This is a genomic window from Proteus vulgaris (genome assembly GCF_016239305.1).
In the GTDB taxonomy this organism is placed as follows: Bacteria; Pseudomonadota; Gammaproteobacteria; order Enterobacterales; family Enterobacteriaceae; genus Proteus; species Proteus vulgaris_C.
Genome location: NZ_JAEHOQ010000001.1, coordinates 312388 through 325600 on the forward strand (window position 1 = coordinate 312388; position 13213 = coordinate 325600).

Genomic DNA, 13213 nt, shown 5'->3' on the forward strand with positions numbered 1-13213 from the left:
AATTCATTACCTTGCTTTGCTGTTTTCGATATCTAAGTCACGGCTAACTAATGTCACCACACCTGTTGCAATATCACCAATCTCACCACGATAACCTGCTATCATACGAGCAAAAATGTTATAAATGATAACAGCTGGAATAGCAGCAATCAGACCAATCGCGGTAGCTAATAAGGCTTCTGCAATTCCCGGAGCAACAACCGCTAAGTTAGTTGTTTGAGAATGTGCAATACCAATAAAGCTATTCATAATTCCCCAAACCGTACCAAAAAGACCGATAAATGGAGAAATTGCACCGATAGTAGCTAAGTAGCCATTACCACGGCCTAACTCACGAACAATGGCAGCAACTCGACGTTCCATGCGCATTTCAACACGTTCTTTAATGCCTGATGCCACTTTACTATCTTGAGAGTAAGTACGCTCTAATTCAGCATCATTAAAGAAATCAGCTGTCGCGCTCTTATTACCAAATTTTTTGCTAATAGTTAAAGCATCATTGAGTGATTTAGCATCAACCAATTGTGCTGTTTCATTTCTTAATCGACGACGTAATGAGAGTAAGTAGCTTCCTTTGGCGAAAAATAACGCCCACGTCACAATAGAAGCTAACAGTAAGCCAATCATGACACTTTTAACAACTAAATCGGCATTACGATACATGCCCATTACGGATAAATCTTCTGCAAACCCACCACCTGCAACCATCTCTGGTTCTACTACTGATGATGTGTTTTCTGTTGCTAACGGGGTGTTTTCTGTATTTTCAGCCGTTGTAAGTGAAGTATTTTCACCCTCAGGCTTAGCAGGTTCTGATCCCGGTACTTTAACCTCATTGCCTGTATTCGCAGATGAGTCTGTTGTTGGTGTTGCTGTTGTAGCAGTTCCCTGTGTAGAAGCTGTTGAAGAAACGGCAGCAGTAGTTGGCTGTTCGGTTGGTGTGGCAGGAGTCGTATCCGCAAAAGCAGAGCCTGTCAGACCGATTGCCAATAGAATAGAAGCTGTCAAATTACGCATCAGTTGGCCTTTTACTCTCTTTTTTATCTATTTATTTATTCAGCAATGACGTTTTCCGCCACTACTTACCCAAAATCGTTCGCTTACAATCATCCTGTTTGCCATCAGGAAAGAGAAACGCTCAAATGATATCAAACATGAAGCATTTTGATAGTAATTATCATTACTATTTGGCTATTTTTTTTTCATTTGTCGATTTTTAAGACAAATTTTCGTTATTTCACGTAACGTGAAATTTTATCAACTACACCGATCGTCTTTTGTACTTATCCAAAAAATGAATTAACGTGAAGTAAACACACCATCAATTAAAAGAAGGTATTAAGGATGACGCTAAAAAAACAAGAAACCTCACTCCTCCTTTCTGGACGAGCTAAAAAATACTCCCAAGGCGCAGTAAATCCAATTATACAACGTACTTCATCTGTTATTTTTGATTCTGTTGCCCAAAAACGTGAAGCAACGCAAAAACGTGCTGAGGGTACACTTTTTTATGGACGTCGAGGCACAACTACTCATTTTGCCTTACAAGAAGCCCTAACTGAATTAGAACAAGGTGCAGGTTGTGCACTTTTTCCTTCAGGTGCGGCAGCTATTACACAGTCTATACTCGCGTTTGTTGAGCAAGGCTCTCATATTCTTGTGACAGGATCGGCTTACGATCCAACGCAAAACTTTTGTGATCAGATCTTACGTAAGTTCTCAGTCACGACAACCTATTTTGATCCACTAATAGGGAAAAATATCAGTCAACTACTGCAACCTGAAACAAAAATCGTTTTTCTTGAATCCCCAGGTTCAATCACGATGGAAATTCAAGATCTACAAGGAATTGTCAGCTCAATTCGTCAATATAATCCTGATATCATTATTATGATTGATAACACTTGGGCCGCAGGGTTACTGCTTAAACCCCTCACTTTTGGTGTCGATATTTCAATCCAATCTGCTACAAAATATATTAATGGCCACTCTGATGGCATGTTAGGTTTTGCTGTGGCTAATGAACGTTGTTGGGGGCAGTTACGAGAAAATGCCTATTTATTAGGACAATGTGTTGATCCTGATACTGCTTATATGACAGCAAGAGGGTTAAGAACATTACCAGTGAGAATGAAACAACATGAGCAAAGCGCATTAGAAGTGGCTCGTTGGCTAAAACAACACCCATTAGTTGATAATGTTTATCACCCTGCGCTAGCCTCTTGCCCTGGACATGAATATTTTCAACGTGATTTCACAGGCAGTAATGGATTATTCTCTTTTAATTTGAAGAAAAGTCTCACACCAGAAGAATTTGCGATTTTTTTAGATAATTTTTCATTATTTAAAATGGCTTTTTCATGGGGAGGATTTGAATCTTTAATTTTGGGTTATCAACCAAATGACATTAAAGCGATGCGCCAATATGAAACACAACCTAAATTTACTGGCACATTATTCCGTGTTCATATTGGATTAGAGAATGTGGATGATTTAATTGAAGATCTTGAATACGCGTTTTTACGTATTTCTTAATTAATCATTAAATTTTTATAAAAAAAATCTATCCCTGTGGTTCCACAGGGATTAAATCAAACTGTTATCTTTATTTTGCGTTAGAATAGCGAACATAAAGTTCTTTTTAATGCGAGTTCGCTAATGGGTACATTAAAAGAGATAATTCACGCATTATTGCAACACGATTATATGGTGTTGGCTAATCCTAATGTGTTATGGGTTATCTATATTGTTCTTTTTGTTATTATTATGCTGGAAAACGGGGTATTGCCCGCAGCATTTTTACCAGGAGATACACTGCTTATTCTTTGCGGTGCTTTAATTGCAAAAGATGTTTTACACTTCTTTCCAACAGTCATTATATTAGGTACTGCCGCCAGTATTGGGAGTTGGCTTGGATTTTTACAAGGTCGCTGGTTAAGTGATACAAAAATAGTTAAACGTTGGATGGCGCAATTACCAGAGCAATATCACCATAAGGCAAATGATCTTTTCCATCGCCAAGGTTTGTATGCACTATTAATTGGTCGCTTTATCGGTTTTGTACGAACATTATTGCCAACGTTAGCAGGCTTATCCGAATTACAACAACGTCGCTTTCAAATATTTAACTGGTTAAGTGGCTTTTTGTGGGTGGGTATTATTGTGTCACTAGGTTATGTATTGAATTTAATTCCCTTTATTCAAAAGCATGAAACATTAGTGATGAATATTCTGATGACATTGCCTGTCTTACTCTTAAGCGCAGGTTTAATTGGCTCTATCGTAATGTATATTCGCCATCGTAAAAATAGCACCAGTAATAAGTAATTCAAAAAAAACGCCATTATTTTAATCATCGTAATGGCGTTTTTAATCATCTAATACTTCAAAAGTTCAGTTGTTCATTGTCTTATCTCCTAATCTATTAATATCTGACTAAAAATCCATTTATATTAATTACAATCATGATCTTTTTTACTCTATTTCTCTTTAAAGCTTAATCGCTTTTGAAGCAAGGAATGTAGGAATATAGCTATCAACGAGAAAACGAGCATGAGGGGCAAAATCTTCAACAAAATCTTGTAATAAAAATCCCGCAGCTAATTGCCCACCAATAAGATCAGTTAAAGAATGACCAAATACAAGCCCATCACCTTTGGCCACTTTTTCTTGCAAAATATCTGAAGGTAATGAACCCTGATCGCTATACGGTAAGCGATAAGTGGGTTTCATTAATCCCTGAGAACGTAATTGCGGATCTCTATCATCAACAAATACAACCGGGTTATAGAAACTCGCCATTAGTACACCGCCCTTCTTCAAAACACGGTAGCACTCTTGCCAAACAGGATTTACATCTGGTACATATAAATTAGAAATAGGATGAAAAATAATATCAAAACTTTCATCAGCAAATGCCGTTAGATCTGCCATATCACCTTGTACTGCCACCAAATCTAACTGATGCTTTTGCGCCAGTTGATTATCTTTACTTAATTGTCCTTCTGATAAATCAAATACTGTCACAATACCACCAGCAGCCGCTAAAATAGGTGCCTGTTGCCCGCCCGCAGACGCTAAACAGAGTATTTTTTTACCTCTAATATTCGCTAACCATTCACTCTTAACTGGATTAGGTGTTAAATGAACTTTCCAGTCGCCTTGCTTTGCTGCAATAATTTCTTCATCGCTTACTGGCTTAGACCACTGATTTTCCATTGTGGCTTGTTTATCCCAATGTTCTTGGTTTAATGTTAAATAATAACTTTTCATATCACTCCTTATAAATTAACTACAATATGAACTGTTGTTGTTAAAAAATTTAACTCAACTCTCATTTTCACAACCTAAAAGTTATAGTTGTGTTATGCAATTTCGTCTAGACACAGTGAAATAAACTTTCCTGATTAATTGTCATACTGCAGAACATTAAATTATGGTGGAAACAAAATGCAAAACTTTACTTATTACTCACCAACTCGTCTTCATTTTGGTCAAGGCCAAATAGAAAAATTACGTTCTGAAATAGGAAAAAATGAGCGTATTCTATTAACTTATGGCGGTGGTAGTATTAAACGCAATGGCGTATTAGACCAAATTTATACTGCACTTCCCGGTCATCAAATTCATGAATTTGGTGGTATTGAACCCAATCCTTCTTATGAAACACTGATGAAAGCCGTCTCTTATGCAAGATATCACGGCATCACGCACTTATTAGCCGTAGGGGGCGGATCAGTTATTGATGGGACAAAATTTATCGCAGCCGCTGTACCCTATCAAGGTGAGCCATGGGAAATTGTCACCAGTCGCGGTAAAACCGTTGAAAAAGCAATACCGTTAAGCTGCGTATTAACTCTTCCAGCAACTGGTACAGAAACGAACAGTTTTTCTGTTATCAGTAAAAAACAGACAATGGATAAACAAAGCTTTGCCAGCCCTTATGTTTATCCTCATTGTGCCATTTTAGATCCTACAACTACCTATTCTTTACCCCCAAGACAAACAGCTAATGGGGTTGTAGATGCTTTTATTCATATATTAGAGCAATATCTCACTTATCCTGTGAATGCTCGTGTACAAGATGAATATGCAGAGGGTCTTTTACGTATTTTGATTGATCAAGGACCAAAAGCGCTGGCATCACCTACAGACTATGATATCCGTGCTAATATAATGTGGACAGCATCACAAGCCCTTAATGGTATCCTTGGTGTTGGTGTTCCTCAAGATTGGGCTACACATGCATTAGGTCATGAACTCACCGCTTTACACGGGCTTGATCATGCACAAACTCTCGCCATCGTTTTACCAGCCCTATTAAATGAAAAACGACAGGCTAAATATGAGAAGTTAATCCAATATGGACAAAAAATCTGGGGTATAAACCAAGGTTCTGACGCTTTTAAAATTGAAACTGCGATTAATGAAACTCGAAAATTCTTTGAATTAATGGGACTTAGAACTCGACTGGCTGATTTCAAGATCACTGAAGAAGATATACCTGCTTTAGTGCGTAAATTGGAAGAACATGGACAAACCGCACTAGGCGAGCATCAAGATATCACATTAGAAGTCAGTCAACGTATTTATACAGCGGCACTCTAAGTACTTTAATGCGACTTTGGAGACAGAAAATGGATAAACCTAAACTGATCAAGTTATCTGATGGAAATGCTATCCCACAACTTGGGCTTGGTGTTTGGCAAGCAGATAATCATCAAGTTGTTAACGCAATTCATCACGCACTTGATACAGGCTATCGTCTTTTTGATACAGCAGCCATTTACCACAATGAAGAAGGTGTAGGTAAAGCGCTAAAACAGACCACTGTTCCTCGTGATGAACTTTTTATCACCACAAAATTATGGAATAACGATCAGACTCATGCCCGTGGTGCCGTATTAGAAAGCCTCCAGCGTTTGAAACTTGATTATATTGATCTCTATTTAATGCATTGGCCTGTACCTTCGCGCGAGCTCTACATTGAAGCGTGGAAGCAAATGATTATTTTGCAAAAAGAAGGATTAGTAAAAAGCATTGGTGTCTGTAATTTTAAAGAAGAGCACCTTGAACGTATTATTACTGAAACGGGTGTTACTCCTGTTATTAATCAGATTGAAATTCACCCATTAATGCAACAAGCACCATTAAGAGCATGGAATACGACTCATAATATTGTGACCGAATCTTGGAGCCCATTAGCCCAAGGTGGAAAAGGAGTATTTAATCAACAAATTATTCAAAGACTCGCTGAAAAATACCATAAAACCCCCGCTCAAATTGTGTTACGTTGGCATTTAGATAGTGGACTAGTGGTTATTCCAAAATCTGTCACCCCTTCTCGTATTGAAGAAAACTTTCACATTTTTGATTTCAAATTAGAAAAAGAGGAAGTTGCGGAAATAACAATGCTTGATCAGAAAAAACGTTTAGGACCTGATCCTGATATTTTTGTTGATATCTAATTTCCTCCTATTTACTCAAAGCCAATATATTCATTTATATTGGCTTTTTATTTATAAATAAAAACACTTAAAATCACCTTATTTTTTATAAAACAACCTATCATTTTTTCAATTACCTTATTTTTATCTATTTATGTTTTCTTTTTGATATCGAAAATTTATATAAATCAGAGAATCTCACCACTATTTATTGCGATGAGTTTTAAAATGAAAACACAAAAATGGGATGTCACTTCCCCCATATCTTCTATTACAAAAAAAGTAACCTGGATAAATATTTTTATTCAAATAGCTTTCCCTGTATCAGCTACATTTCCTTATTCTACTTTTGCACAAGATAATCAAACTAAAAACCAAATTAATAACTCTAACAATGAGCATCTTCCCCCCATAACAGAAGAACACTCAAAATTAGCGCAACTAATTGTAAACAACACGAACTTATTAAATAAAGAAACAAATGCAACACAATATGCTGTCAATCAAGTCACGAATAAAGCCAGTACCAAAATAGAGCAATGGTTAAATCAATTCGGAAATGCACGCATCTCTCTTGCAGCAGATAATAAATTCACATTAGAAAATAGTGCGGCTGATTTTTTAATTCCTTTATACGAATACAATCAAAATATTATTTTTTCTCAAACCAGTTATCACCGTAAAGATTCACGTAGCCAGATAAATCAAGGCTTAGGATATCGTTACTTTACAGATAGATTTATGCTCGGAATTAATGCTTTTTATGATCATGATCTAACTCGTCATCATCGCCGCGTTGGTATTGGTGCTGAACTATGGCGTGATTATTTGAAATTCAGTGCAAATCATTATTATCGATTATCAAATTGGCGTACCTCAAAGAGCATAGGAAATTATGATGAGCGCCCTGCAAATGGCTGGGATTTAAGAGCAGAAGGTTACCTTCCAGCTTATCCTCAACTCGGTGCAAAACTCATTTTTGAACAATATTATGGTAAAGAAGTTGGGCTGTTTAATGCAGATAGCCGACAAGAAAATCCTCATGCCTATACCGCAGGATTAACCTATACCCCGATCCCTTTAATAACGTTAAGTGCAGATCGTCGAATGGGTTTACATGATAATAGCGATAATACATTGAGTGTTAATTTTCAATACCGTTTAGGTGAATCATTCACTTCACAATTTGATCCTGATAACGTACGCGCTATGCGTTTATTGTCGGGTAATCGCTACGATTTTGTCGATAGAAATAACGACATTGTTTTAGAATATAAGAAAAAAGCAACTATCTCATTTTCTTTTTCACCCAATATTATGGGTTATTCAAAAGAAGAAAAAGCACTTGATATTAAAATTAACTCAACCTACCCCATTAAAAATATTGAATGGTCTGCAAGTAAATTTTTATCAAATGGCGGTAAAATAAATCATAAACAAGGTTTAAATTATTCAGTCACATTACCAGCGTATATATCAGGTACACCGCAACAAAACACGTATGTTATTAATGCTATTGCGATTGATGAAAAAGGCAATCGCTCTGAGTCAGCCCAAGGAAAAATTATTGTTAATCAGAGTGGAATTAACATAAACAACAGTCAATTTCGATCAGCTAGACAAATATTGATAGCTAATGGTCACTCTACTCAAGAACTAATTTTAACAATACGAGATAATGATAATTTACCTGTTAATGTTGAACCTGAAAAAATATCATTAGAAAAAAAATCAAACAATACAGTAAGTTCAAGCAAATTAACCTCATTTTCCCGACTAGAGAAAGGAAAATATAAAGCAATAATAACCGCAGGAACATCCCCTGAAATTGTGAGTATTACCCCTAGCTATCTGAACAATATATTTAATCCTATTGATATACAATTTATTGCAAATGCTGATGGTGCCACTATTTTAAATGGTAATCTGTCAGTAATTAAAAATAATGCTTTAGCTGATGGCAAAGATAAAAACCAATTAAAATTAATTGTAACTGATAAAGAAAATCATCCTATTAATAATTATATTGTTAAATTTACGGCTGACAATGGTGCTTTCATTCAACCCGCAGGTTATACTTCATTTACGGGTGAAGTCATTGTCCCTATTACCAATACTCATCCAGGTAATACCACCATTAAAGTGAAAGTAAAAGAGGTGGAATATCCTATTTCTGTTAATTTCACACCTGTCATTGATAAAGATAGTGCCTATATTCCACGTTCTTATTTAACTATTACCCCTGAAATTTCACCAGCAGATAATGTCACAGAGAAAACTATCAATCTGACTGTAATTGATAAGAACCAGCTTCCTATTCCTAACATGGAAGTTATTTTAAGAACATTAGATCAAGCCACCTTTAAAAACGCAATTCTGACTACAGATAAAGACGGTAAAGCCAGTACAACAATGGTCAGCAATGTTGCAGGTAAAGTCGTTGTAAAAGCAGAGGTGACTTCCACACATAATGTCACGGAAGAATCAACATTCTTTGTAAATAACAAGGCAAATGGGAATATTACTTCAATTATTCCGACTCAATCACTTTACATTGCAGATGGGCAAACGCGTGTTCTTTTTACCGCCGTTGTTGAAGATCAAAACCATAAACCACTTCCTAATGTGGAGGTAAATTGGTCTACCAATCAAGATAAAAACATCGTCAATATTGATAATGAAACGTCGGCAACTAATGATAAAGGGATTGCCGTTACCTCTATCTCAAGCACAGAACCTCTTGACGTTATTGTCACTGCAACTATAGATAATGACTCATTGTCAGCTCAGCCTATTACATTTGAATCAAAAATAGCCAGTGAAGCACACTCTAAAATTAGCTTATCTGCAACAGATATCTATTCAGATGGTATAGATAACGCCTTTTTATCATTAGAACTTAGCGATCAATGGGGAAATCCATTGCCAGACCAAAAAGTCATAGCAGTTTCTGATAAAGCGATAGTGAGATTTAGTGAAACAAAACAAGTTTCTCCAGGCCATTATGTTATTGAAGTAACGGGTATCATTTCAGGTAAGGTAAATTTATTCTTTAGTGTTAATGGCATAAATTTTAAAACACAAAAAATATTATATATTAATGATTATCCATCTGTCCTACCTGAAGTAGATTAAACATGATTTAGTTTTAATAAAAATCTATAGCCCAAAAATACCCTTGTATCTTTGGGCTATAATTTAAAATACCTTACATTTTTCCTGATAACGGACGTTAGCAATAGTCACTAACAATGCACCTAATGCAATGATAGCAGCTAAAGAAGAAATGTAGACCATACCCATCCCAACACATTCAAATGATAATGGTTATCACTTTACCAATTTTAGGATCACGGTATTTTAGATTGTCAGATTATCTCTTTCGATTGCCAATCGATATTGATTGGCAATCAGCAAAGATCTAAAACTTACAACGAGTCACAAAAATTCAGAAACCATGTTGATGATGACAACAACGTATTAGGTGAACCTTCAGCAATAACTTTTCCGTTATCAAGCACAATCACATGATCAGCATGCTTAGCAATATCAGGATCATGCGTGATCACAACACGAGTAGACGTTAGCCCTTCAAGATAACCTACCACTTTTTCACGACTGACTGTATCAAGGCTCGCCGTTGGCTCATCTAAAAATAATATCTTGGAAGTGGCTAATAATGAACGCGCTAAACATAGCCTTTGTTTTTGTCCACCAGAATAATGATCTCCCTGAGCACCCACATCTTCATCTAAATCAGTTTGCGTCAACGATAAATTCAATGCATTAAGTAGATGTAAAATATCATTATCACTGATTGTTGATCTCTCATCTTGTAATAATGACCAACGTAATGTGCCTCTAATTAATTGGCTATGTTGAAATACGATTTGTCTTGTTTGCGCTAATACACTCTCAGATAAATCATTGACCTTTTTATCTCCATAATAAATTTGCCCTTTATCAGCATCACTAAGACGTGCCAAAGCACGTAGTAATGTTGTTTTACCCGCGCCAGAACTACCGACAATAACCGTCATTTTTTTATCGGGGCATAGCACAGTTATGTTAGAAAGGATCGGCATTCCTAAACTATTGTTTACATCTAGTTGTTCACAACGAATGTCATAACTTTTAGGTATATCACTTTGTTTTGGGCTTTGTAATGCGGGAGCATCTAATGCATTTTTTATTAAAGTAAGTGATTGTTTACTCTGTCTTAATGCCTGATCAATATGAGAAAGCTGAAATAACGGTTCAATAAAGCGAGCAATTAATACCACCACAGCCAACCACTGCGTTAAGGAAAGAGTATTAGTATCAACATTCATTGCACCAATAACTAAAACAGCAATAAAAATAACCTGAATACAGAAAGAAAAAATCAGATGATAAGGTAAACTTCGTTGTAATAACTGCACTTGTTGGTGATGTTGCGCTAATAAATCTTGCTGTAACTGCTGTGAAAACAGCGTATTTTGCCCACTTTTTCGCAACAATGCCTGATATTGTGCAAAATCCGCCAATGTTTTAGCAGCAACAGCCTCTGCTACTTGCAGTGTTACTTCTTGTCTATACAGACCTTTAGCACTTATTTGCATCACTGCAACAAGTAATAATGTGGCCACTATAAAAATCAAAGCAAAAGTGATGTTATAAAATAAAAGCCCAATAATTACAGTTAATGGCGTAACCACAACACTGATAATAGGTGCTAGTAAATGAGCAGGAATACTCATTGCGCTCATTGCAGCGCCTGAACATAACGTTTGTACTTGAGGCGGTGGTGTTAAACTACGCGGTAAATGACGGATCAAGGCTTGGACTAAGATTTTCATCACCGTCGTACCGGCTAGAAAACCTTTTAGTGTCGCAATATACTGAAAAACCAGCGTAACGAGCGTTAATCCTGCCAATATCCATAAATATTGGCTAGGATCTTGATCCCAATAGATAATAATCGGCAATAATAATAAACCACATAGCCCTTCTAAAATGGCACTCAATACCATAAAACTAAGGGGGTATTTTAAGGATAAGAGTAATGAAACAAAGGGATTAGTCTTCATTTTGCTCTCCTTGTTTCTGAACAAAATCACTATAGTGCTCACAATTGAGTAGCAAATCATCATGATTTCCCATTGCTACCAACCTTCCATCAACCATAAATATCACTCTATTTGCTTGTTGTGCTAAAACCAATGAATGTGTGACGACTATCCGTGTCATAGTTTTATTTTTTAGCGCATTAAAAATATATTGAGCATTATCAGGATCTAGCGCTGACGAAGGTTCATCAGCCAATAACAGTGGGCTATCAGCAATGAAAGCACGAGCTATCGCCAAACGTTGTGCTTCACCGCCAGAAAGTGGCGCTTCATCATTAATTAAGGTAGATAAACCTTGAGGTAAATTAGCAACGACTTCAGCAAAATGTGTTTCATTAATCGCAGATTGCAGTTGTTCTTCACTACAATGTGGATTAAATAACAACAAGTTATCTTTAATAGAATAAGGTAATGGTTGACTGTTTTGCATCACCACAGTGGTGATCTGGTTTAATGCATGACGTGAATATGCTTGTAAGCGCTTATTCTCAATCATGATCTCACCTGATGTTGTATCCATAAATCGAGCAATAAGTTGTAATAAAGAGCTCTTACCTGCACCAGAAGGCCCGACGATGGCAATAAACTCCCCTTTTTTAATTTCAAAATTAATATTATTGAGGATCTTTTTATCACCATAAGAGAGACAAACAGAATCAGCCGTTAACGCGACATGATGAGAAATACCTTCTACAGATTGCTCACCATATTGTATTTCAGATTGCTGTAATAATTGTTGGATCCGCTGTGCGGATTGTTTTGCGACACGTAAAGCATCGCCACCATGTCCCATTGCCATGACAGGCTCTGCAATACGCCTTAACAATAAAATAAACAGTAATAAATCGGCCAATGGTAACGCCTGTTCAAAAAGAGTTGCGCCCAGTAATAGCCATCCCGTTAATAACGTCGCACTCAATAATAGCTGAGTAAGTGATCCTAATAACCCGACTCGTTTAACCCAATTTTGAAAATGATAAACAAAATTAAATAGTGCTTTCTCTGTTCTATCCACAATACCTTTATGCGGAAATTGACGTGCTACAAGTGGATTTTCAGCAAGAAGTTGATAATCTTCAAAGAGCGTTTTCATTGCCTCATCACGTTGTTCACAATACATTTGGTAACGTGATGATTGAGTTTGTTTAAAACAAAAATAAGCAAGGATTAAAGGAACAAGAGAGAAAACCAGTAAAAAAGGATTCACCGTTAATAACACGATAATAGCAATAACAGGAACAACGATTAATTGCACGATATCAGCGGGTGCATGAGCAATTAATTGATGTAATGCTTTGATATCGCGCTGAACATATTGATTAATACCATTTTTTCCTTGGTTAACGAACCAATTCAACGGCAATTTTTGCATTTTTTCTGATAATGCTAACCGTAATTGATAGGTTAATTTAGCATCCATTAAATGCGTTAAATGAAAGGCAATAGTCTGCGAAATAAGCCATACAACGCCACCAATCACAGCAATGGTTAACCACAACGTATTACTAGAAGGGAAAGAAAGAAGAAGCTGATAAAGTGCTAACCACGGTACTAAAGAGCTAAAACCTGCAACTGCTTGTAGTAACAAGGCACCTATTAATAAAGGGCGATAAGGACGTAATAACGCCCATAATTCATTATGCATAATAATCTCCACAA

9 protein-coding genes are annotated in these 13213 nt (G+C 36.4%); 5 read left to right on the plus strand and 4 right to left on the minus strand.

Annotation, left to right across the window (positions count from 1 at the left end):
* Positions 1-6: 6 nt before the first annotated feature.
* Complete coding sequence (gene exbB / locus JEP40_RS01400; protein WP_198622111.1) at positions 7-1017, minus strand: tonB-system energizer ExbB; 1011 nt, start codon at positions 1015-1017, stop codon at positions 7-9.
* Between the two features lie 327 nt (positions 1018-1344).
* On the opposite strand from exbB, the gene metC reads away from it, so the two are divergent.
* Together metC and JEP40_RS01410 are read left to right on the plus strand one after the other, a co-directional pair.
* Positions 1345-2535 carry a cystathionine beta-lyase gene (gene metC / locus JEP40_RS01405; protein ID WP_198622112.1) on the plus strand — a complete coding sequence of 397 codons (1191 nt, stop codon included), beginning with the start codon at positions 1345-1347 and terminating at the stop codon, positions 2533-2535.
* Positions 2536-2658: 123 nt separating this feature from the next.
* Positions 2659-3327 carry a DedA family protein gene (locus JEP40_RS01410; RefSeq protein WP_198622113.1) on the plus strand — a complete coding sequence of 223 codons (669 nt, stop codon included), beginning with the start codon at positions 2659-2661 and terminating at the stop codon, positions 3325-3327.
* 162 nt (positions 3328-3489) lie between these two features.
* Here JEP40_RS01410 and JEP40_RS01415 read toward each other — a convergent pair whose 3' ends face one another.
* Entirely contained in the window at positions 3490-4272 is a 783-nt protein-coding gene (locus tag JEP40_RS01415; RefSeq protein ID WP_198622114.1) for a class I SAM-dependent methyltransferase, read from the minus strand.
* 177 nt (positions 4273-4449) lie between these two features.
* Here JEP40_RS01415 and JEP40_RS01420 point away from each other — a divergent pair, with 177 nt between their 5' ends.
* The 3 genes from JEP40_RS01420 (at position 4450) to JEP40_RS01430 (ending at position 9581) form a co-directional block, all read left to right on the plus strand.
* A complete protein-coding gene (locus JEP40_RS01420; protein ID WP_198622115.1) occupies positions 4450-5607 on the plus strand; it encodes an iron-containing alcohol dehydrogenase in 1158 nt (385 codons plus the stop codon).
* A 29-nt stretch (positions 5608-5636) separates the two neighbouring features.
* Positions 5637-6467, plus strand: a complete 831-nt coding sequence (dkgA, locus tag JEP40_RS01425) for a 2,5-didehydrogluconate reductase DkgA (RefSeq protein ID WP_198622116.1) — start codon at positions 5637-5639, stop codon at positions 6465-6467.
* 207 nt (positions 6468-6674) lie between these two features.
* Complete coding sequence (locus JEP40_RS01430; RefSeq protein ID WP_198622117.1) at positions 6675-9581, plus strand: inverse autotransporter beta domain-containing protein; 2907 nt, start codon at positions 6675-6677, stop codon at positions 9579-9581.
* 293 nt (positions 9582-9874) lie between these two features.
* Here JEP40_RS01430 and JEP40_RS01435 read toward each other — a convergent pair whose 3' ends face one another.
* The gene (locus JEP40_RS01435) at positions 9875-11515 is read right to left on the minus strand and encodes an ATP-binding cassette domain-containing protein (RefSeq protein ID WP_198622118.1); all 1641 of its coding nucleotides are present in this window, start codon (positions 11513-11515) and stop codon (positions 9875-9877) included.
* The gene (locus JEP40_RS01440; RefSeq protein ID WP_198622119.1) at positions 11505-13199 is read right to left on the minus strand and encodes an ABC transporter ATP-binding protein; all 1695 of its coding nucleotides are present in this window, start codon (positions 13197-13199) and stop codon (positions 11505-11507) included. Before JEP40_RS01440 ends, JEP40_RS01435 begins: the two co-directional genes overlap by 11 nt.
* Between the last annotated feature and the right edge of the window lie 14 nt (positions 13200-13213).